The sequence below is a fragment of the Bradyrhizobium tropiciagri genome (assembly GCF_001189845.1).
Lineage (GTDB): Bacteria > Pseudomonadota > Alphaproteobacteria > Rhizobiales > Xanthobacteraceae > Bradyrhizobium > Bradyrhizobium tropiciagri.
Map to the genome: position 1 here is coordinate 81579 of NZ_LFLZ01000024.1, position 21932 is coordinate 103510.

Sequence of the window (21932 nt, forward strand, 5' to 3'; positions counted from 1 at the left end):
AGGCATCTTTGAAAAGACTATCTTGCCGCCGGCGCCTAGCATGTCACGAGTTTGCAATCGTGAGTGCATGCCATGAACACGCCTCGTATCGACAGCGGTCGCGCGTCCACCGGCGTGCGATCGCCGATCATCATCAACCAGCTTGGAGCCGAAGTTCGCGCGTCGCTGATCGACCACTGGTCCCGCCCGCTGATCATCGACCATCCCGCCGAGCGTCCGGCCTGGGACATCGCACCGGAAGCCGACGTGTTGTTGACTCGTCCGGCCGCAGGCTGGAGCAAGGCGCCGGCGGAGAAGCCGAGGGGGTGGCCATACGGCCTGCGCTGGATCCAGACTGCGTCGACGGGCGTCGACTTCTTTCCGGAATGGCTGCTCGATGGCCCGGTGGTTACGGTTGGGCGCGGCATCTCCGCCGACGCCATTTCTGAATATGTCCTGGCGGCAATCCTCGGTTTTGCCAAGCGGCTTCATGACGTGCGTCCACGCAGTCGCGCGGAGTGGAAGATCACGCCGCTCGGTTCGCTTGCCGGCAAAACGGTTGGAATCGCGGGATTTGGTGCGATCGGACACGCTGTCGCCGAGCGTTTGAAGCCATTCGGTGTTCAGATCAGGGTGTTGCGGCGCTCATCGTGGCCGTATGCCATCCCGGGCATTCTTCCGGTCGACGATGTCGAGGCGCTGGTCGCAGCCTCCGACCATCTCGTCATCGCACTGCCGGCAACGCCGAAGACGGTGCATTTGATCAACGCCGAGGTCCTGGCGCACGCGAAGCAATCGTTGCACCTGATCAACGTGGCGCGCGGCCGGATCATCGATCAGCAAGCCCTGCTGCGTGCGCTCGACAACGGGCAACTGGCGGGCGCCACGCTCGATGTCACGGATCCAGAGCCGCCGCCGGAGGGGGATCCGATCTACCTTCACCCGAAGGTCGTCCTGACCCCGCACGTGTCCTGGACCGGCGCGGACGATATCAAGCGGCTGACCGACAAAACGCTGGTCAACCTCGATGCCTACGCGCATGGCGCGCCGCTGGCCGACGTCTTTGACAAGAAACTCGGATACTAAGCAAGGAGCCCCGAGAATGAACCAGATCGTCGAGAAACCGAAGAAGTACTCCCTGGTCGAGCGCGTGCCGGCAGCTTCGTTCGAAGAGGAAAGGCTGCATCGCAAGCAGCGTCTCGCGGCAACCTTCCGGCTGTTTTCGCGCTACGGGTTCGATCAGGGCCTCGCCGGGCACGTCACCGTGCGTGACCCCGAGTTTCCGGACCGCTTCTGGATCAATCCGCTGTCGAAACATTTCGGTCAGATCAAGGTCTCGGACCTTCAACTGGTTGATCATGACGGCAACATTCTGATTGGCGACAAGCCGATCAACCAGGCGGGTTTCGTGATTCATTCGGCGATCCACGCCGCGCATCCGGAGGTCATCGCGGCCGCTCATACGCACTCGACTTACGGCAAGGCATGGTCGGCGCTCGGCCGGTTGCTCGATCCGCTCACCCAGGACTCCTGCGCCTTCTACGAAGATCATGCGCTGTTCGATCCGTTCTCCGGTGTCGTATTGGAGGCGGAGGAAGGTCGGAAGATCGCGGAGGCGCTGGGATCCAAGAAGGCCGTGATCCTGCAGAACCACGGTCTGTTAACGGTCGGCCCCACGATCGAGGCCACCGCTTGGTGGTACATCGCGATGGATAACGCCACTCGCGCACAATTGCTCGCCGAAGCGGCCGGCACGCCGAAGCCAATCCCCCATGAGGTAGCGAAGCTGACGGCCGGTCAGGTCGGCACGCACAAAGGCGGCTACTTCAGTTTCCAGCCCCTGTGGGACTGGATCACCGAGGCCGAGCCGGATCTCTTCAACTAGGGCGTACGGTTCACGCCGGCGGGCTCGCGGCGAGTTCATCGCGGCGCCGGCTGGCGCGGAGGTTCTGATCGTCAAGGCAAGGGGGCAGCATTGGGCTCGCGACCGGAAATAGCCGCCAGAGATCAATCCCGGCTGGGCAGTGATCGCCTTTGGACGGCAGCCGAAAAATACAAGCTTAGAGGCTTGGCAAAGGCGAATATGCCCGTCGAGAAGATCGCGCGAAGCTTGAACCGAAACGTCGCGTCGACAGTTGCGGCTGCCGCGAGGCTTGGCGTCACGTTGAGCGATTGAAGCGTGGACTTCACCCCACGGCCCAGCAATCGGCCGCGCCTTGTTGACCCGATGGCTTGCCCACCAGCAGGCATGAGCTGCGCGATGATCGGTATGGTTCCGACTGAAAGCGCTTCCATTCGCGACATGACTTCGTCGTGGTCCACAAGAACTTGGAAATTCCATTTCCTTGACGGGCGAGCCTCGCGCTGATTCCATCTGGCAGGTGACCGTGCTTTCATAATCGAAGGATGTCGCGCCATGTCGACGCCCAGCGCCACGTTCCAGGAAGTCGTTTCGGCCAACGGCAAATACGCTGCCGCGTTCGGTGACAAGGAAAAGCTCGCACTGCCGCCGGCGCGACGCTTTGCGATCCTGACCTGTATGGACGCGCGGCTTGACCCGGCAAAGTATGCTGGACTTGCCGAGGGCGACGCTCATGTCATCCGCAATGCGGGAGGACGCGCATCCGATGACGCGATCCGCTCGCTCGTGATCTCGCACAAGTTGCTCGGAACGAATGAATGGTTCGTCATCCATCATAGCGATTGCGGGATGCAATTGTTCACCAACGAGGTCATCAGCGACCTCCTGGCGGATGATCTGGGCACCGCGCAGTTCGATGGCAAGAAATGGTCGAATCCAAAACACGAAGGCGGTTCGGTCGCGGGCAAGTTCGTTCACTGGCATACGTTCGAGGACAACGCCAGGAGCGTGCTCGAGGATGTGCAGCGGATCAGGAGCCATCCCCTGGTGCCGAAGCAAATTCCGATCTACGGGTTTATCTACGACGTGAAGACCGGCCGTCTCAACGAAGTCGTCGAGGCGACGGCAGCCGGTCGGCCAGCCGTTTAGGCGCAGCGAATATCTGGTGCAATGCCTGTCACCCAACGCATTTCTGTCATCGGTTTGCCGCGCCATTTTGCGCCGGACCTCGGCGTGTTCGTCATCGAGACGGAGGGGGCGCGAAGGCTGGCATTCGAGGCGGTAAGCCGTGAGGACGCGGAAGCGATAACGCGAGCAAACTGGTTCGTCTTGGCGCTTGGCAGCTTTTGCTCACGGCGACGTCATGCGGAGAGCGCCGAAAGCCGTTTGCGGGTCGCGACGGATCCGGAGATTGCAATCTTTCGTGAGAGGGCCACAGAGTTCGCCGGCGAGGCGGCCGACGTCTTCGTTGCCTGTCTTGATTGAGAGCGGCGAGATTTCGCTTCGCGGGACGTCAAGCGTGCTCCGGCTGCAAAGAGAAGCAATTGCCCTCTGCGTGTCGAGTTTTGGTGCGTCACATGCGTGGACGGGAAATCTTTGGTGAATGGTGACGCTGACGTTCGTGCGCCGGGGCGATAGTATCACAACCAGAAAGCTGTCGCGGTATCTCCCGCGAGCAAACGTGGAGTAGCGATCATGGCGCTCGACGGACCCATCTTTCCTCGCAATCTCACCGCGAAACTGCATTACCTCAAGCGCGGCCGTGAGAAGCCGACCTTTTATCGTATCGAGCCACCCCCTGGCGTACCGCAATGGAATGGTATCGACGATGAGCGTGAGGTGACGATCGAGGACGTGCGGGGGCGTGAGTCGGAATTCTCGCTCGATCGTAACGGTTTCTCGCTGGTCAACGCGCCTACCGCCGTTGCCAACTTTTACGACTCGGAAGAAATCAAGCGCGTTTACTACCCCGAAGTTGAGCAATTGCTGCGCGACGCTGTCGGCGCCAGCCGCGTATTCATCTTCGACCACAACGTGCGCAATGCGAACGTTCCTGGTCTTGCGCCGCCATCCCGGCAGGTCCACAACGATCATACCGTCAACTCTGCGCCGCGGCGGGTCCACGATCACCTCGGAGCTGAGGCGGACGAACTGCTGAAGCATCGATTTGGGATCGTCAATGTATGGCGACCGCTGCGCGGTCCGGTATTGGATTCACCGCTGGCGCTGTGCGACGCGCGATCATTCACGGATGATGATCTGATTCCCAGCGATCTCGTCTACGCTCATGTTCGTGGCGAAACGTCTCGAGTAGAATACAAACCGAACCATCGCTGGTACTATTTTTCCGAGATGCAGACCGACGAGGCGCTATTGATCCGGATTCATGACAGCGCCAATGATGGTCGTGCGCGGCTATCGTTCCACACCTCTTTCGAAAATCCGCTCGCACCCGGTGCGCCGCCGCGTGAGAGCATTGAGGTCCGCGCTTTGGTCTTTTTTGGATAGCGGTTCGAAAAAGGGATCTCGGCCGCGCAGAAAGCCGGCGTTACCTTCAAACATAGGTTCGCGTCCATCGCCGAAATCCGTTCGAGCAACGGTGAGTGGTGTCCAGCCGGCATCGTACCTGCGACGCCGGAGCTCTGCGGGAATGGGCGCAGCGACACTTTCAATTTTCGATGAGAGCCCGATTTCGGACGGGCGCCGCTGAGGATTCCTGCAACGACCGAGGCAGACTTCATCGTGGGAGCTGCGATTCCGAGATTTTAATTCCGACGCAGGATTGGTGGACGTTCGAGATGTTGCGATCTTGTCGCGCTACTCACGGTTCCGCAATTAATTGCTGATGTTCGCGGACGCGAGCGCTTAGCCATCATTCGTCCGGCAAATGATTTGCCCCGATGGATGAATGAGGTAGCGCGCATGTCCGCTCAAAATGCTCCCTTGCCAGATCGAGCTTCGCGGCCGCGCGGGGCGGATGACATCGCTCTTCTTTCTGCAGCCGATCTGATCGAGCACTATCGGGCAGGAACGCTCTCGCCGGTGGAAGCAACGCAGGCGGTACTCGATCGCATTGGGCGTCTCGATCGCCATATCAACGCTTTCGCGCTGCTGGATGCTGATGCCGCCCGTGTGTCAGCGCGTCAATCCGAAATCCGCTGGCAACGTGGCGAGCCGCTTGGTCCGATCGATGGCGTGCCGGTCGCCCTCAAGGATCTCATTCTCGCCAAGGGCTGGCCGACGCTGCGGGGCAGCCGGGCGATCGATCCGGCGCAAGACTGGAACGAGGATTCGCCTGCCACGGCCCGGCTGCGGGAGCAGGGCGCTGTGTTGCTCGGCAAGACGACAACATCGGAATTCGGTTGGAAGGGGCTCGGCGACAGTCCGTTGACCGGCGTCACGCGCAATCCCTGGAACATCGCGCACACGCCGGGCGGCAGTAGCGGCGGATCCGCGGCCGCCGCGGCGCTGAGTTTCGGGCCGCTGCATGTTGCCACGGACGGCGGCGGTTCGACCCGGCTTCCGGCCGCACATAGTGGCGTGTTCGGGTTCAAGCCGACCTTTGGTCGCGTTCCCGTCTATCCGCCGTCGCAGAATGGAACGCTCTTCCACGTTACGCCGATGACACGCTCGGTTCGGGACGCGGCGTTGCTGCTCGACGTGATCGGGCGGCCAGACCTGCGCGACTGGACCGCGCTGCCGCCAGCCGAGATCTCCTGGAGAGCTGGGCTCGATCAAGGTGTCCGAGGCCTGCGCATCGCATTCAGTCCGAGGCTCGGCTACGCACAGATCGACCCGCAGATCGAGAAGATCATCACGGAGGCGGCCAACACGCTTGCCGGGCTCGGGGCGATCGTCGAGCAGGTCGATCCCGGTATCGAAGATCCCATCGACCTCTTCCAGACCTTCTGGTTCGCGGGCGCAGCCAAGCTGCTGGCCTCGTTCGATCCGGCCCGTCGCGCCTTGGTCGAGCAGGGCTTGCAGGCTGTCGCCGAGAAGGGCCGAGCGATCGATGCCGTCACCTACCTGCAGGCAGTCGATCGCCGAGAGGCGCTCGGTCGACATTTCAATCGGTTCCATCAGGATTGGGATCTTCTGATCACACCCACCACGGCATATCCCGCTTCGGCGATCGACGCGTCGGAGGCCGATCTTGTGGAGCGGCCGATCCGCTCCCCCTTCACCTATCCATTCAACCTGACCCAGCAGCCGGCAGCCTCGGTGCCGGCGGGCCTTACCGAGGCGGGATTGCCGGTGGGTCTGCAGATCGTCGGAGCGAAATTCGCTGATACGACCGTTCTACGCGCAGCACGCGCCTTCGAGCAGGCAAGGCCATTCCCGCGCCCACAGGATCCGTCATGACCGAGCAGCCCCAAAGCCTTGACCTCGAACTGCCGCAACTGGCGATCGCCTACGCCAGCGGAGCGTTAACGCCGTCGACCGTGGTCGAGCATATCCTGGACGACATCGCCCGCCGCGGCGCGGACGGCGTCTGGATCAGTGTCGTGGCGCGCGAGAACGCGCTGGCGCGAACCACATATCTTGAGTCGTTGCCGAGGCGCGAACGGCAGGCATTGCCGCTCTGGGGCGTTCCGTTCAGCGTGAAGGACTGCATCGACACGGTTGGGCTGCCGACCACGTCGGCCTGTCCGGAATTTTCCTATCAGCCGGCGAAGAATAATCCGGCAGTCGGACGGCTGCTGGCGGCGGGCGCCATTCTGATTGGAAAGACCAATATGGACCAGTTCGCGACCGGGCTGGTCGGGGTACGCTCGCCCTATGGTATTGCGCGCAATCCGTTCGATCCCGCCTACATTCCCGGTGGATCAAGTTCGGGCGCGGCGGTCTCGGTCTCGGCAGGACTGGTCAGCTTTGCTCTCGCGACTGATACCGGTGGATCGGGACGGGTGCCGGCGGCCTTTAACAATGTTGTGGGACTGAAGCCGACGCGAGGATTGATCAGTGGTGTAGGATCGGTCGCGGCCTGCCGCTCAATCGAGACACTTTCAATCTTCGCGCTGACGGTCGGGGATGCGCAGGCGGCATTCGATGTCGCGCGGGGGTACGACGAGGAGGATCCGTTCTCGCGTACGGGGTTGCCAGCGGCAGCTCGTGCGTTACCGGCCGAATTCCGCTTTGGTATTCCCGCTTCGCCGTGGTTGGACTTCTTCGGCAATGCTGATGCGTCTGCGCTGTTCGGCGAGGCGGTCGCACGACTGGAACGTCTCGGAGGCCGCAAGGTCGAGGTTGATTACGCCCCATTCGCGGAGATCAACGATCTTCTGTTCAACGGGCCGTGGCTGGCGGATCGTTACGGCGCTCTGCGCCAGTTCGTCGACAGACAGCCAGATGCCCTGTTTCCGGTTACCCGCGACATCCTGCTTGGAGGGCGTGGCGTTTCCGGCGGAGAGGTCTTCGCAGCGCAGCAGCGGCTGAATATTCTGAAGCGCCAGATTGAGAAGCTCTGGAACGAGATCGACGTCATCGTCGTGCCGACCACCGGCACGATCTACCGCATCGATGAGGTCGCGGCCGATCCTATCACGCTCACGCCCGGCTCGGGACGTACACGAACTTCGTCAATCTGGCCGATCTTTCGGCGGTTGCCGTTCCCTCGGGGTTTCTGCCCAACGGCTTACCACAAGGCATCACGGTGATCGCCCCGGCTTTCGCCGATCATCATGCCGCTGCCCTGGCGCAGCGCTTTCACGACGCCGGCCTGCCGCTTGGTGCACGCCACGTGCGCCCGGCCGCGAGCCCGGTTCGTGCCCGCCGAGACAAGGAGACCATATCGTGACGTCTATTGCCGCCTTATTTGTCGGATCGAGCAGGCTCGCACGAGCCGCGGTTGTCGTGCTTGCGGCCGTGCTGTCGCTGGCGAGCGCGCCTTCACACGCTCAGGACATCACGATTGGTGAAGGGATTGCGCTCGGCTGGGGCCAGTTCTTCGTCGCCGACCATGACAAGACCTGGCAGAGGCAGGGGCTGGCGCCGAAGGTTTCGACGTTCGCCAGTGGCCGTCTGGTGCTGGACGCGCTGGTCGGTGGCGGCGTGGTGATCGGCACCGCGGCGGAAACGCCCGTGGTGTTCGCTACCCTGAACGGGCTACCGGTGCGCATTATCGGCACGTTGAACCGGCATGAACCCTTCGATCTCGTCGCCAGCAGGGACATCAAGACCACCAAGGATATCAAGGGTCGGCGTATCGGCTATTCGCAGGGGACGAACGCGCACTATTACCTGTCGAAACTGCTCAAGCAGGAGGGTCTGGCGTGGTCGGACATCACCGCGGTCAGCCTAAATCCGGGCGATTTCGTCAGCAGCCTGGCAGGTGGTGCGATCGATGGGTTCATCTGGACGGAGCCGCACTTGTCGCAGGCGATCGCGCAAGGCCCGGACAGGTTCCACATCATTCGCTCGGAAGGCCTCTACAACACCTATTCAACAATCATCACGTTGCAATCGACAATCGACAGCAAGCCGGACCTGCTCGTCAAGGCAGTGAAGGCGCTGCTCGAGGCGGACGACAATATCAGGAAGGACCCTGATGCCGCGGCTACGCTGACCGCTGAACGCATCAAGCTTGATCCCGCGATCGCAAAGGCGTTTTGGAAGCGGGCAAATTTCAAGCTCGAACTCGACAAGGCGTCGCTGGTGTCCCTGATGGAGGAGCAAGCGAAGTGGGCCGTCGACAGCAAGTTAGTCCGACCTGATGCCAAAATTCCGGACTTCAACACGGTGGTGGTGACATCCGTGCTGGATCGGGCGGGCCGGGAATAGGGTGGTCAATCGGAATGAATGCAAGGGTGGAGATCTCCTCGCAGACCGCCGTGGGTGAGCCGCTGATCGCCTGCGTCGAGCTGGGGCATGTCTACGATTCCGGCCGCGGCCGTACCACCGCGCTGGGCAGCATCTCGCTGACCGTCGATCGTGGCGAATTCGTTTGCGTTCTCGGGCCGAGCGGGTGCGGCAAGACCACGCTCCTCAACATCCTGGCCGGCTTTGTCGTGCCTGCGCAGGGTTTTGTTCGCGTCGGTGGCCATGCGATCAACGGGCCGAGTTCCGAACGCGGCGTCGTGTTCCAGGACTATTCCTTGTTCCCATGGCTGACGGCGCAGGCCAATGTCGAGTTCGGGCTCCGGATGGCGGGGCGCGCCGCACGCGAGCGAGCGAAGATTGCGCACGATCTGCTAGGGCTCGTCGGCCTGCCCGATGCAGGTGCGAAGTATCCTTTCGAACTGTCCGGCGGAATGAAACAGCGCATCGCCATCGCACGTGCGCTTGCGCCCCGTCCGTCGCTTCTGCTGATGGACGAGCCATTCGCGGCGCTGGATGCGATGACGCGCAGCTCCCTGCAAGCCAAGCTGGTCGAAATTCACCGGCAGGAGCGGCCAACCATCCTGTTCGTGACCCACAACATCGCCGAAGCGCTCGTGCTTGCGAGCCGGCTGATCGTGATGTCGCCGAACCCGGGACGGATCGTGGAGGACATCCGGATCGATCTGCCGCGTCCGCGCCGTCGTACGGCGCCGCGCTTCAATGAGCTCTACGAGCACGTCGCACGGGCGATCGGCCTGGAAACGGCGGAGTAAGAGCATGGCTTTCGGCGTCAGCCGCCACAGCGTCGCTGGCATCATCGGTACGCTCGCCTTCTTTGGCGCGTGGGAGGCGCTCAGCCGGAGCGGCCTCGTCAACAATGTGATGCTGCCCGCGCCGACCACGATCGTCCAGTCCGCATGGGAGTTGCTCATGACGGGCGAATTGCCGCGGCATCTCGGTGCCAGCTTGCTGCGGGCCGCGATCGGGTTCCTCGGCGGGTCGGTGCTTGGCGTGGCACTTGGTGTCGCGATGGCGCAATCGCCGCTGTTACACGGTACGATTAATCCCCTCGTGCAGATGTTTCGCGCGGTCCCGTCGCTTGCCTTCGTTCCGCTGGCGATTTTCTGGTTCGGCATTGGTGAGACGTCCAAGATATTCCTGATCGCGTGGGGCGTCTTTTTCCCGGTCTGGGTCAACACCTATATCGGCGTGCGCGACGTGAGCCCGCTGCTCGGACGGGCGGCAGCGAGTCTCGGCGCACGCGGTTGGCGCAACTTCGTCTACGTCGTCATACCCGGCGCGCTGCCGTTCATCATAGCCGGGCTTCGCGTCAGCCTGTCGGTTGCGCTGGTCGTTCTCGTGGCGGCGGAATTGGCCGGCGCAGCGTTCGGCGTAGGCTACCTGATCCAGATGTCGCAACAGGTATTTCGAGTCGATCAGATGTTCGTCGGGCTGATCGTGCTCGGCGGGATGGGTTTTGCGGCCGACCTCCTGTTTGAACGCGCGATCCGCAGGTTGCTGCCTTGGTACGGCGCCGAGCAGGTAGGACAGAGAGGCTCACAAATCGAGCAAGCCTCTGGTCGTCTGGTCACAAAATAGCGAAAGCAATTTATTGCGCGCCAGAGGCGACGGCGCGGCCTACAAGCCGTGGCAAGAAGGAGAGGCGACGTGCAACCATCCCAGGTAGAGCTATGCGAAGACGCAACGGCATTGGCGTTGACCTGGCCGGATTGCGGGATCCGGCAGGTTGATGCGGCGGCCTTGCGCCGAGCGAGCCGTGCGGCCAGCGAAATCCGTCGGCAGATCGAGGGCATCGAACTGGCGCTCCCCCCGGATCTTCACATCGCGGCGATCGAACCAATTGGGAATTACGCGCTGCGGCTCCATTTTTCGGATGGCCATGACCGTGGAATCTACCCGTGGTCCTATTTGCGCGAGCTCGCCGGACAGCAGCCAGCTTGAGGGTACAGTATGGATGAGATCAAAAGTGGCCTGACGGAGGTCGTCTGCGACATCCTGGTGATCGGCGGGGGGACCGCCGGACCGATGGCGGCCTACAAGGCAAAGCGCCATAGTCCGGGGGCGCGTGTCGTTCTGCTCGAGAAGGCCAACGTCAAGCGCTCTGGTGCGATCGCGATGGGCATGGACGGGCTGAATAACGCGGTCGTCCCGGGCTACGCGACGCCGGAGCAGTACACCAAGGAGATTACGATCGCTAATGACGGCATCTGCGATCAGGCACCGGTGTACAAATATGCGTCACGCTGCTTTGAAATCATCCAGGAACTCGATGGCTTTGGCATCAAGTTCCAGAAGAATGAGAACGGCGATTTCGACGTCAAGAAAGTTCACCATCTCGGCTCTTACGTGCTGCCGATGCCGAACGGCGATACCGTCAAGAAGGCGCTTTATCGCCAGTTGCGCCGCGAGAAGGTGCTGATCTCGAACCGCTACATGGCGACACGGCTGTTGACTGGACGTGACGGACAGATCGCCGGTGCAATCGCCGTCAACACCCGCAGTGCCGAGTTTCTGGTGTTGCGTGCGAAGACCGTCATCCTGTGCGCCGGTGCCGCGGGCCGGTTGGGCTTGCCGCAATCGGGCTATCTCTGGGGCACTTACGAGAACGCTACGAATTCCGGCGACGGCTATGCCATGGCCTACCATGCCGGCGCCGCTCTCGCGAACCTTGAATGCTATCAGATCAATCCGTTGATCAAGGATTACAACGGCCCCGCCTGTGCATACGTGGCCGGTCCATTCGGAGCCTACACTACCAACAGCGAAGGCAACCGCTTCATCGAGTGCGACTACTGGTCGGGACAGATGATGCAGGAGTTCTATAACGAGCTGCAGTCCGGCAAGGGACCCGTATTCCTTAAACTCAATCACCTGCACAGCGATACGATCGGCAAGATCGAGGCGGTCTTGCATCAGGTCGAGCGACCGTCACGGGGACGGTTCCACGAGAATCGAGGGACAAATTACCGCGAACGCATGATCGAGATGCATATTTCCGAGATCGGCTTCTGCTCTGGGCACAGTGCTTCGGGGGTCTACGTCGACGAATTTGCGCATACCACGGTGCCGGGTCTCTATGCCGCCGGCGACATGGCAAGCGTCCCGCATAATTACATGCTCGGCGCCTTCACCAACGGGGCGGTGGCGGGCGAGCACGCGGCGGAAGTTGCAGCCAACATCGACCTCGCTGACTATGACGCCGCCGATGTCGATCGCGAGCAGCAACGCGTGCTGGCCGCGACACGACGGGAGGATGGCATTCCGCCAAACCAGCTCGAATACAAGACGCGACGCTTCGTGAATGACTATCTTCAGCCGCCGAAGGTGACCGCGAAAATGAAACTGGGGCAGGCCCGTTTCGCCGAAATCCGCGAGGATATGGAGAGCGCGATGGTGGTGCGTGACGCGCACGAACTGATGCGTTCACTGGAAGCGGCGTCGATCCTGGATTGTGCCGAAATGGCGGCGTTTGCATCGCTGTTTCGTACCGAGAGCCGTTGGGGGCTCTATCATCACCGCGTCGAATATCCCGAGAAGAATGATGACGACTGGTTCTGCCACAGCGTCCTGCGCAAGCGGGACGGACGGATGACCGCGGAGAAGCGACCGGTCGCGCCTTATATTGTGCCAATCGACGAATCCGAGCGCGCGGCATACGACCGCCAGCGCATCCGGCAGCACGCCTAGGGAGAAGCGGACGTCTCATGCCAATTGCTCATACGCCAACCGCTGTTCCAGTTGTCGTCGACGAGGCCAAATGCATTGCGGACAAGGGGTGCACGGTCTGCGTCGACGTCTGTCCGCTGGATGTGCTCCGGATCAGCGATCTCACCGGCAAGGCCTATATGAAATACGACGAGTGCTGGTACTGCATGCCCTGCGAGACTGATTGCCCGACCGGCGCCGTGACGGTCAACATTCCCTATCTGTTGCGCTGACATGACCTTGTTCGAGCCATTCGAAGCGTTCGGCGATCTCGAAGAGATTGCTGAGCGGCTAGCCAGTGAAGATCCATCGGTGCGCCGACTGGCGGTGCTTGATCTCGTGGAGACGTCGAGTGGCGAGGCGGTTCCGTTGCTGGCGGGTGCCATCCTCGACGCTGAACCGGTGGTGCGCCAGCAGGCCGCGCAGGCGCTTGGCGAGTTTGATGGCATCGACGTTGCCAAGGCCCTGATCGGCGCCGTACCTGACCCCGTGGCGGAGGTCGCCCGGGCGGCCGCCGACAGCCTTGCCGAACTCCGCGATCCCGAGGCGAGTGGCGTCCTCCTGCCACTAGTTACTCATCCGGCCGCTTTTGTGCGTGCGGCGGTTTTTCGGGCACTGAAGGCACTCCAGGTCGATGCATCGCTCGGTCCCGCGATCACAGGAATTGGTGACGACGATCCCGGCGTGCGTGTGCAGGCCGTCGGAGTAATCGGCTATCTCAAGAAGACTGAAACCCTGCCATCCTTGATCAGCGCAACGCGGGACAAATCGGCGGATGTCCGGCTTGCGGCCGTCAACGCGCTGTCGTTTGCTCGCAATGAGGTCGCGGCTCAGGCCGCAGCCGCCGCGCTTTCGGATTCGGAGTGGCAGGTCCGGGCTGCTGCGGCGGAAGCGATTGGGCGGATCGGTCAGGCTTCAGCGGCGGGCGCGCTGATTGCTTCGCTCGCCGACAACTACTGGCAAGTCCGTCAGAAGGCGTTGCAAAATCTTGGCCGGCTGCGCGTTCGGGACGGGATCGAAGCTATTGTTGCCTTCCTTGACGACGAGCTGCCTTCGTTGCGCAAGGATGCCGCCGCGGCGCTCGGTGATATCGCCGACCCACGCTCGCGCGACGCCCTCACGCGGCATACTGGCGACGCGGATCCTGATGTTCGAAAGACGGTGATCTGGGCGCTTGGCCAGATTGGCGGCGGCTGACTATTCCTTGAACAGGATGTCCTCGAGCAGATCGAGCCGCCTGATCCTTATCACGCCGTCCTCGATCGCGATAATGCGCTTGGTCTGGAACCGTTTCAGCATCATGGTGATCCACTGCCGGGTCGAGCCAACCATCGCAGCGATCTGGTCATGTGTCACCTTTCGGTTGATGATGACTGTGCCGCCGTCGGCGATTCCATAAAGCTCGGCGAGATTCAAAAGATACTGGGCGAGCCGTTCGATCACCGAGCGGGTTCCGAGCATCTGCGCCATCGACGAATAGCACTTGCCCTTGGCGATGAGCCCATCGATCAAGGCCAGTGCGAAAGCCGGCATCTGGACCAGCAATCGTTGCAGCGCGGGGCTGGACAAGGCCGTGATCTCGCAGTCCTCCATTGCGACGCCGGACCACATGTGGGGTCCTCCGCCGGAGATCTCGGGGCCGCCGATGAAGTGGCCAGCCGTCCAGTAGGCGAGGGTGATCTCCCGGCCGGATGGCGCAGTGTAGTAGACGCGGACCTGTCCTCTTCTGATGATGAAGATGCCGTTGTGGTGCTCCCCCTGGCTGAACACCATTTCGCCCTGCGCGGTGAAAACGGCGCGACCGGCGGCCAGGACCTGGGCCTTTTGTTCGGCGGACAAGCGATCCAGGAACTGCGCGCCGACGTTGAGGCCGTCGATGCTCTCGCTCATGAAAAATGCGGAGTCTCTGGCCGTTGCGCTCGGTCCGCTGGAGACCGCAAGGCTATCCCTTGTTCGATAGCTACCGTCCACGGAGAGGCCTGTCTGCGCCATCGGAGTGCGTGAGTAGGCTTCGGAAGCTTCCTTGATTGTGGTCATTGCGGCCCGGATGTCCTGCGCTGTCGTCCCCTAGCTAAGTGTGAGGAGATGGCGAAGTCCACTTCTTTGAATGTCCGTCAACGCACTTAGCAAAGCTGACGCGAGAACGACATTCCGCTGGAATGGATTTGCTGCCGACCCGCCTGGCGTGAGAAAATCATTTGAAGCGCTCGCTGCGTGCCGCGATTGGAATCCGCCAGCGAATGACTTCTCCGACGCGATGCAAGTAATTGCTTCTGTTGCCGTGGTGCCGGCTCGATAGTCCGGTCCTGCGTTTTGCGGTGGCTGCTGGCCGCCGATCGATCGTTGGAGATGGGCCGATGCGTTCGTTTTACTTTATGAAGACAGCAGCCGCCGCCGTGCTTGCTCTATTTGGCCTGGCCGCGATAGCGCAGGCCGAAACCATCCGGGTTGCCGTCGGAACACAGGACACCACAATCAACTGCGCGACGGGCGGCCTATTGATTCGCGAGCTCAAGCTGCTGGAGAAATTCCTGCCGCATGACGGCAAGTACAAGGATGTCACTTACGACATCCAATGGAAGAACTTCACCAGCGGCGCCCCGCTGACCAACGAAATGGTGGCCGGTAAGCTGGACTTTGGCGCGATGGCGGATTTTCCGGGTTCGCTCAACGGAGTGGCGTTCCAGAAGGCAGGCCGCCGCAGCCTCTTCATCAGTGTCCTGTCCGGCAGCACGAAGGGCAGCGGCAACGGCATCGTAGTGCCCTCGAACTCTCCGGTTCAGTCGATCAAGGATCTCAAGGGCAAGACGATTTCCGTGCCCTTCGCGTCGACCTCGCACGGCATGTTGCTGCGTGCGATCGAAGCCGAGGGCTGGAACCCGGAGACCGATGTCAACATCATCACCCAGGCGCCCGAAGTCGCGGGTCCTGCGCTTCAGGCCAACAAGATCGAGGCGCACGCCGATTTCGTTCCGTTTGCCGAGTTGTTTCCCTGGCGTGGGTTTGCCCGAAAGATATTTGATGGTTCGCAAGCCAATGCGCCGACGTTTCACGGAGCGTTGGTCGATGCCGACTACGCGGAAAAGTATCCAGAGATCGTCGTTGCCTATCTCCGCGCCGCACTTGAGGCGGATCGCCTGATCGCGAACGAACCCGAGAAATACAGCGATCTGATCGCCAAGGTGACCGGTATCGAGGCGGAGGTCGTCTATCTGTTCCATGGACCGCTCGGCCTGCAGACGCGCGACGTGACCTGGAAGCCCGAATATCGCCAGGCCGTGGCCACCTCGATCAAGACACTGAAGCTGTTGAAGCGCGCCGATAGCGACCTCGACATCAATCAGTTCGTGACCGACAAATACATCCGGGCGGCAGTTGCGGAAGCCGGCGGTGAGTACGAAACACAGTTGAAGAGCTACGACCAGCTTGGGCTGAAGGCCCAGGATGCGACGACCGGCGCCAAGATCACGGATTTCAGTCGTGTCGCTCAGATTTGGATCAAGGACGAGCCACTCGTTCAGCACTTCAGTTCACCGGAAGGCGCTTTGACGGCTCTTGCTGGCCTGGAGAAGCAAGGCAAGACAATTCGCGTGATCTACGCCCAGGATCGCGAAACCGGCATCAAGCTGTTCGCCAATCAGGCGTGGTTTGTGCGGTCGCCTAAGGGGGAGCTCAGTGCGTTCCTGCTCAAGGATGGGGCGGAAAGGTGGTCGACGGCGCATGGTGGCGTGGTGTTGGACTATGCCGGCGCACGGGAATCGCTTGTAGCGAGCCGTTGAGCAATGACGACCACTCGCACCGCTGTCCAGGTGCCGTGGGCGCGCTGGCTCGTTCGGGGTTTCTCGATAGTCGCTTGCATCGTGCTGTGGCACCTCGCCTCAGTTCTGCACCTGAGCCTGGGTTTCGTCACATTCCGCAATGTGCCGCCGCCGACTGAAGTTCTGCAATCCGCAATCATACTGCTCAAGTCGCCCAAGTTACTGGCTCATGTCGGCAGCAGCCTGTGGAGGGTATTTGCGGGGTACGGCGCAGCGGTCTTGTTGGGAATTGGCTTCGGCTTTGCGATCGGCCGCTCGCGCGCCGCGAGCGACCTGTTGCTGCCGCCGCTCGAGCTGCTGCGGCCGATCCCGGCGGTCGCCTGGATACCTCTCTCGATCCTGATCTTTCCGTCGTCGGAAATGTCGATGATCTTCATCACCTTCATCGGTGCGTTGTTTCCTATCATTCTCAACACCGTGCATGGTGTTGCGAATATCGACCGCCGGCTGGTTGCCTCCGCGCGCAGTCTTGGCGGTACGCCTGCCGCCATTCTGCGTGAGATCGTCTTGCCGGGCGCTGCACCGAGCATCGTTACCGGGCTCGCCATCGGCATGGGTACATCGTGGTTTTGCCTGGTCACAGCCGAGATGATCTCCGGTCAATTCGGCATCGGCTACTACACGTGGGAGGCTTATACGCTGCAGAATTATGCCGATATCATCGTCGGCATGCTCATCATCGGCCTGCTTGGCATGGGCAGTAGCTGGCTCTTGACGACATTGGGGCATTATCTGATGCCATGGCGGCAGCCAGCGGTCGCACGATGAATATTCGTATATCTGATGTTTCGACGAGATCCGTCGGACGTATCGGCATCGAGCGCATATCGATCTCGCTCGGGGATGGCGCTGACGCCTTTGAGGCTGTCCGTGATCTCGATTTCGCGATCGCGCCGGGTGAACTGGTTTGCGTGCTCGGCCCATCCGGTTGCGGTAAATCCACCTTGCTCGGTGCTTTGGCAGGCCACCTGCCGGTAACACAAGGGCGCTTGACCGTGGATGACCAGGCGGTTCTTGGCCCGAGTCCGGATCGGGGAATCGTATTTCAGCAACATACGCTGTTTCCGTGGAAGCGCGTTCGCGACAATGTCGCCTTCGGCCCGAAGATGCGCGGCGTGGGCAGGAGCGAGCGATATCAGGCCGCTGACGAGATTCTGCGGTTGGTCGGCCTTGAGGGCTTCGAGCGCTTCTATCCTTCGCAACTCTCAGGCGGGATGCAGCAGCGTGTCGAGATCGCGCGTGTTCTGATCAACCGGCCACGTGTGCTGTTGATGGACGAACCGTTCGGCGCACTGGATGCGCAGACTCGCAGCATGATGCAGGAGGTTCTGCTCGACATCTGGACGAGAATCCCGACAACGACCATCTTCGTGACGCATGATATCGAGGAAGCGCTGTTTCTTGCGGACCGCGTCATTGTCATGAGCGCCAGACCGGGGCGGGTCATCGAGGACATCCGCCTCCCGTTCGGCCGGCCGCGCCGGGCCGAGCTTGTGACCGAGCCGGATTTTGTGCGTCTGAAGCGCCGGATTCTCGATCTCCTCAGACAGCCGGATAGCCCGGAGCCGCTTGCGCGGTTGAGTCCGCTCGGGATCAGGTAGGGATGCGTGAGAGATTCCGTTAGCGTCGCTACCTGGCTCGCGTGGCCGCCATTCACTCTGACGGGCGCCAGCAGCTAGGGTCGGACCCGCTCCAGCTCTGCTCGACGAGAGCCGGCCGGCTCGGTGAGCCTGGCGGCGAGAGCGGCACACTGGTTGCGGATATCGGGAATCGCGATGATCTCCCAGAACGCTGCCCGCGTCAGCGGGCCCACGGCAAAGAGCCGTTGCGAGACCTCGCCATCGCGGCCGATGATGGCACAGTTGCGATCTGTCTCAATACCGATGCAGAGCGGGTCGACGCGCGCCAGGCCGCGTTCGAACAGGCCGCGTATTGCCGGGTTTGGCGTGGCGCGCGGATCCTTGACGATGCCGGTGCAATCGACGACGGCGCCCACTTGCATGTTGAGGATCCTGGTATCACCGCGCCGGCGATAGTGGATGCGGGCTCCGTCGTCGGTCGGCGCGACGCTGATGACCTTGGCTGCCAACAGGCTGAGCTGCCCCGCATAGATTGCTTGAGACACGCGGGCCTCGACTTCCGGCGCCATCCGGTGCCGATGCACATCCCACCAGGCGCGAGCGTGTTCGAGGAAGCGGCGTTTGGACGCCTGCGGAAGCTCGTGCCACAGCCGCTGGGTGTAGGGCCGCAGGCCGTCGATCACGCCACGCCAGTCACCCCCTTCGATCGCATTCCGCGCGATGCGGCTGCGGAGCCAGTGAAGCAGCTTGCTGATGCTGGCGCCAAATGGCACATCGCTTCGTCGATGCGCTGGGCATCGACACGCCGATGCGGCTTTGCCAGCAGGCCGCGCCGCGACATCGCGATGATCGGCCCTCGATGGCCGTCGCGCAACAGCGACAGCACGTAGTCGACCATCGTCAGTCCGGTGCCAAGGAGCAGGACTGCCGCATCTGCATCAACCGGCGCGGCCGACGGCGGCGCCCACGGATCGGCATAACCCGCGCGGCTGGCGCGCATGTCATGTCCGGTCGCAAGAACAGCCGCATCGCCGGCCAGCGATTGACCATCGTCGAGCGTGACCGTCACCCCGGCTTGGCCTTCGTTGAAATCGACACAAGTCCCACGAACGATGGAAAGGCGCTCCACGTCTGCCGGATCGGACGTATGCTGTTCGAGCAAGCTCGCGATGTAGTCGCCATAGATGCGTCGCGGCACGAAACAATAGGGATCCGGACAGAGGGGAACATCGAGCTCGCGCGAGCTAAGCCAGCCCCAGAAATGATCAGGCTGGTCCGGCAGCGCGCTCATGTTCGCGACGCGTACATTGAGCAGGTGATCGGGATTGCCGGTGTGATAGGCGATGCCGCGGCCGATATCCGGGCGCTGCTCGATCAGGGTGATGCGGAGATCGCGGGCAGGTTGATGTAACAGCTGATAGGCTAGCAGCACGCCGCTGGCGCCACCACCGATGATGATCACGTGCCGCCTACGGAGGCCCATCATGCTGCCACTCCACTGGTCGGCCGGCCGCACCAGGCGTGCGACGCCGGCAATTCATGCCTTTGACTGCAAGTCGATACGCGACGTCAGAGGCAGGGATGGAGTGCTGACGCCCAAGCCTCAGGAAAGCCGTCCGCTTTACTCAGCGGGGTCGATACGGGGAGAGAGTCTCTAGCCGTGAGGGCCGAAAAAGAAGAACTCGTACGGGTCTTCGCGCCCGTCGGTTCGGTCAGGTCGCGCAAGCTCGCGACATTTTGCCTGGAACCGTTGAACCGTTCCACTGAGGGAATGAAGCCAGGAAGATATCCGACGCATAGATCCTCCTTCGCACCAGGAATTCGTTTCTCACGATATCATGCCTTCGCCCCGCTTGCGTTTGAATGTCGACGGTGAGCGCAAGTTTGAAAACGATGCGCTGTTCTGCGGCGCTTCTGAAGAGAGTAATTGTCTTGATGAGGTCGTGGTTGAAATCTCATTCCCCGTGCATCGGCCGCAATCACCGCGAATTCGAGGGTTCCTCTGCTTCGCGGCGATGAAGCGTTGGCTAGTGGCTCTGGCAGTGTCTGAGCTGCATGCGCTCACGGCAAGATGACCAAGCGGTCGATTGCCGGATCGTGTCACGCTGATATCGTCAGCGCGGGCGGGCGGATCGCTATGCTTCGCCGCAACTCGTTGTCCGCAGGAGCCGGTTCATGACCCATGCCTTTCGCTTCTATCAGCCCGGTGGCCCCGAAGTTCTGAAATGGGAAGAGATCAAGCTCGGCAAGCCCGGCCCTGGTGAGGCGCGGATTCGCCACACCGCCGTTGGCCTCAACTTCGTCGATATCTATAATCGCGCTGGCGTCTACAATGTGCCGCTTCCCAGTGGTCTTGGAAGCGAAGGAGCCGGGATCGTCGAAGAGGTCGGCCCGGGAGTGACGGATTTGAAGTCGGGCGATCGCGTCGCCTATGGCAGTTCACCGCTGGGTGCCTATGCCGAGGAGCGCCTGATACCCGCGGATCGCTTGCTCAAGCTCCCGGACGGCATCGACGACAAGACTGCGGCGGCCATGATGCTCAAGGGCCTCACCGTGCAGTATCTCATCCGGCAGACATACCGCGTCAAGAGCGGCGACACTATTCTACTGCATGCGGCGGCCGGCGGAGTTGGTCTGATCCTGGGCCAATGGGCGAAGCATCTTGGTGCGACCGTGATCGGCACCGTCAGCACCGACGAGAAAGCTACGCTCGCCAAGCAACACGGGATCACACACGCTATTGTCTATTCCCGCGAAGATTTCGTCGCGCGCGTCAAGGAACTCACCGCGGGCCAGCTGGTGCCGGTGGTTTACGACTCGGTGGGCAAGGATACGTTCCTGAAATCGCTGGATTGCCTCGCGCCGCTCGGCTTTGCGGTGCTGTTCGGGCAATCCTCGGGAGCCATTGACCCACTCAATCTCGGTCTCCTGGCGCAGAAGGGCTCGCTCTATGTGACCCGACCGACACTCAATACCTATGGGGCAAAGCGCGAGAATTTGGTCGCCATGGCGAACGAATTGTTTGAGGTCGTAAGGTCGGGCGCAGTCAAGATCGAGATCAATCAGACCTATCCGCTCAAGGACGCAGCCAAGGCTCATGCCGATCTCGCCGCGCGCAAAACGACGGGATCGACGGTGCTTCTCGTTTAGTCGATTTTGGCACTAGGCTCGATTGCCCGCTAAACTCTCGTTTCAGCGGGAGATCGAGTTGGGAGGGCGTGCGGCTTCGGAAGCTCAAGTGGTGGTACGGGCAGGGCCGTAACGGACTTGATCTTCTCCATTGCGAACCGTGAGGTCACGTTCTTCAGCGCGATCGCGCCGATCAACTTCTTGTAGAACAGATCGTAGCTTTGCATATCGGCGACGACGACGCGCAGCACGTAGTCGACATCACCTGCCATGCGATAGAATTCGAGGACTTCAGGCATCGCGCTGACGACAGTCGCGAATTGTCTCAGCCACGCGTCCGAGTGATCGTCGCTCTCGACCGAAACGAATACCGACAGACCCAAGCCAATCTTGTTCTGGTCGACGATCGCCACCTTGCCGGTGATGATGCCCTCGGTCTCCAGGCGTTGAACGCGTTTCCAGCAAGGCGTTGACGACAGCCCGACACGTTCGCCGATCTCGGCGACCGACAATGATGCGTCCTCCTGGAGCACCCTCAAGATCTTGCGATCGATGGCATCGAGGCGACGGGACGGCGCTGCCGAAGACGTTTGGATGTCGGTCATATGCAGAAATTTCTTCCAAATGAACTGTTGTAGACAATGTTAATTGAAAGGTTATTCTCCGCAAGCCGATGATATTTCGAAAAAGGCGATTGCCGGAGCAATGCTTTCTACAATCGTGGCCCCGCGTAGTGCATCGGTCCGCTCAACGAAGAAGAAGTCCCGTCGAGTAAAGCGCTGCTGTTGCGCAGGCATGGTCGACAACACGCACGGGTCGCGCGAAACGACCTCAGGACGAGAAGGATCAATACCTTGGGACATGCGCGGGCTAGGTGGCGGGCGGGGGATCAAATCGCAACCCGAACTGAATGTCGGTATCGGCGGTGCGCCTCCCTGATTCAAACCCGCCGTTCGACAGAGTAGGCGGCTCTCCCCGATAGCCTGCAAGCCAGTTCCTTAATCTGGAGACGGACCCCGA

The 21932-nt window shown here is 61.5% G+C and carries 23 protein-coding genes; 18 read left to right on the forward strand and 5 right to left on the reverse strand.

Going from position 1 to position 21932, the window contains the following annotated elements; genetic code table 11:
* Positions 1-72 precede the first annotated feature (72 nt).
* Positions 73-1065, forward strand: coding sequence for an NAD(P)-dependent oxidoreductase (locus tag AKN84_RS20325; RefSeq protein ID WP_050422421.1), 993 nt, complete (start codon positions 73-75; stop codon positions 1063-1065).
* The gene (locus tag AKN84_RS20330; protein ID WP_244485322.1) at positions 1019-1864 is read left to right on the forward strand and encodes a class II aldolase/adducin family protein; all 846 of its coding nucleotides are present in this window, start codon (positions 1019-1021) and stop codon (positions 1862-1864) included. The genes AKN84_RS20325 and AKN84_RS20330 overlap by 47 nt, the downstream gene beginning before the upstream one ends.
* A 122-nt stretch (positions 1865-1986) precedes the next feature.
* On the opposite strand, the gene AKN84_RS20335 is transcribed toward AKN84_RS20330, so the two are convergent.
* Positions 1987-2415, reverse strand: coding sequence for a hypothetical protein (locus AKN84_RS20335; protein ID WP_128971022.1), 429 nt, complete (start codon positions 2413-2415; stop codon positions 1987-1989).
* Here AKN84_RS20335 and AKN84_RS20340 point away from each other — a divergent pair.
* From AKN84_RS20340 to AKN84_RS20395, 12 genes are all read left to right on the forward strand, one after another.
* Entirely contained in the window at positions 2396-2989 is a 594-nt protein-coding gene (locus AKN84_RS20340; RefSeq protein WP_050422424.1) for a beta-class carbonic anhydrase, read from the forward strand. The genes AKN84_RS20335 and AKN84_RS20340 overlap by 20 nt on opposite strands.
* 21 nt (positions 2990-3010) lie before the next feature.
* Entirely contained in the window at positions 3011-3325 is a 315-nt protein-coding gene (locus AKN84_RS20345; RefSeq protein ID WP_050422425.1) for a hypothetical protein, read from the forward strand.
* Between the two features lie 210 nt (positions 3326-3535).
* A complete protein-coding gene (locus AKN84_RS20350) occupies positions 3536-4348 on the forward strand; it encodes a CmcJ/NvfI family oxidoreductase (RefSeq protein ID WP_050422426.1) in 813 nt (270 codons plus the stop codon).
* 414 nt (positions 4349-4762) lie between these two features.
* Entirely contained in the window at positions 4763-6202 is a 1440-nt protein-coding gene (locus tag AKN84_RS20355) for an amidase (protein WP_050422427.1), read from the forward strand.
* Positions 6199-7497 (forward strand): amidase family protein, encoded by a 1299-nt coding sequence (locus tag AKN84_RS20360; protein ID WP_244485324.1) that lies wholly within the window; start codon positions 6199-6201, stop codon positions 7495-7497. Before AKN84_RS20355 ends, AKN84_RS20360 begins: the two co-directional genes overlap by 4 nt.
* A gap of 196 nt (positions 7498-7693) precedes the next feature.
* On the forward strand, positions 7694-8620 hold the full coding sequence (locus AKN84_RS20365) for an ABC transporter substrate-binding protein (RefSeq protein WP_050422428.1): 927 nt from the start codon (positions 7694-7696) through the stop codon (positions 8618-8620).
* Positions 8621-8634: 14 nt separating this feature from the next.
* Positions 8635-9432, forward strand: coding sequence for an ABC transporter ATP-binding protein (locus tag AKN84_RS20370; protein ID WP_128971024.1), 798 nt, complete (start codon positions 8635-8637; stop codon positions 9430-9432).
* A gap of 4 nt (positions 9433-9436) precedes the next feature.
* Entirely contained in the window at positions 9437-10258 is an 822-nt protein-coding gene (locus AKN84_RS20375) for an ABC transporter permease (RefSeq protein WP_050422429.1), read from the forward strand.
* A gap of 69 nt (positions 10259-10327) precedes the next feature.
* On the forward strand, positions 10328-10621 hold the full coding sequence (locus AKN84_RS45775; protein ID WP_128971025.1) for a gamma-butyrobetaine hydroxylase-like domain-containing protein: 294 nt from the start codon (positions 10328-10330) through the stop codon (positions 10619-10621).
* A 9-nt stretch (positions 10622-10630) separates the two neighbouring features.
* Positions 10631-12367 carry a fumarate reductase/succinate dehydrogenase flavoprotein subunit gene (locus tag AKN84_RS20385; protein WP_050422431.1) on the forward strand — a complete coding sequence of 579 codons (1737 nt, stop codon included), beginning with the start codon at positions 10631-10633 and terminating at the stop codon, positions 12365-12367.
* 17 nt (positions 12368-12384) lie between these two features.
* Complete coding sequence (locus AKN84_RS20390) at positions 12385-12618, forward strand: 4Fe-4S dicluster domain-containing protein (RefSeq protein ID WP_050420777.1); 234 nt, start codon at positions 12385-12387, stop codon at positions 12616-12618.
* 1 nt (position 12619) lies between these two features.
* Positions 12620-13582, forward strand: a complete 963-nt coding sequence (locus AKN84_RS20395; protein WP_050422432.1) for a HEAT repeat domain-containing protein — start codon at positions 12620-12622, stop codon at positions 13580-13582.
* Here the strand turns inward: AKN84_RS20395 and AKN84_RS20400 are convergent, their stop codons facing one another.
* Positions 13583-14275, reverse strand: coding sequence for a Crp/Fnr family transcriptional regulator (locus AKN84_RS20400; protein ID WP_244485326.1), 693 nt, complete (start codon positions 14273-14275; stop codon positions 13583-13585).
* Positions 14276-14760: 485 nt separating this feature from the next.
* On the opposite strand from AKN84_RS20400, the gene AKN84_RS20405 reads away from it, so the two are divergent.
* The 3 genes from AKN84_RS20405 to AKN84_RS20415 are packed head-to-tail and all read left to right on the forward strand — an operon-like array spanning position 14761 to position 17804.
* Positions 14761-16164, forward strand: a complete 1404-nt coding sequence (locus tag AKN84_RS20405) for an ABC transporter substrate-binding protein (RefSeq protein WP_050422433.1) — start codon at positions 14761-14763, stop codon at positions 16162-16164.
* Positions 16165-16167: 3 nt separating this feature from the next.
* Positions 16168-16971: an ABC transporter permease gene (locus AKN84_RS20410; protein ID WP_050422434.1), complete on the forward strand. Its 804-nt coding sequence runs from the start codon at positions 16168-16170 to the stop codon at positions 16969-16971.
* Positions 16968-17804: an ABC transporter ATP-binding protein gene (locus tag AKN84_RS20415; protein WP_050422460.1), complete on the forward strand. Its 837-nt coding sequence runs from the start codon at positions 16968-16970 to the stop codon at positions 17802-17804. Before AKN84_RS20410 ends, AKN84_RS20415 begins: the two co-directional genes overlap by 4 nt.
* 74 nt (positions 17805-17878) lie before the next feature.
* Here the strand turns inward: AKN84_RS20415 and AKN84_RS50430 are convergent, their stop codons facing one another.
* Both AKN84_RS50430 and AKN84_RS50435 read right to left on the reverse strand, forming a co-directional pair.
* On the reverse strand, positions 17879-18466 hold the full coding sequence (locus tag AKN84_RS50430; protein WP_347337355.1) for an FAD/NAD(P)-binding protein: 588 nt from the start codon (positions 18464-18466) through the stop codon (positions 17879-17881).
* On the reverse strand, positions 18463-19269 hold the full coding sequence (locus AKN84_RS50435) for an FAD/NAD(P)-binding protein (protein WP_347337356.1): 807 nt from the start codon (positions 19267-19269) through the stop codon (positions 18463-18465). Before AKN84_RS50435 ends, AKN84_RS50430 begins: the two co-directional genes overlap by 4 nt.
* A gap of 689 nt (positions 19270-19958) precedes the next feature.
* On the opposite strand from AKN84_RS50435, the gene AKN84_RS20425 reads away from it, so the two are divergent.
* A complete protein-coding gene (locus AKN84_RS20425) occupies positions 19959-20933 on the forward strand; it encodes a quinone oxidoreductase family protein (protein ID WP_050422435.1) in 975 nt (324 codons plus the stop codon).
* A gap of 29 nt (positions 20934-20962) precedes the next feature.
* On the opposite strand, the gene AKN84_RS20430 is transcribed toward AKN84_RS20425, so the two are convergent.
* Positions 20963-21517 (reverse strand): Lrp/AsnC family transcriptional regulator, encoded by a 555-nt coding sequence (locus tag AKN84_RS20430; protein WP_050422436.1) that lies wholly within the window; start codon positions 21515-21517, stop codon positions 20963-20965.
* Positions 21518-21932: the final 415 nt, after the last annotated feature.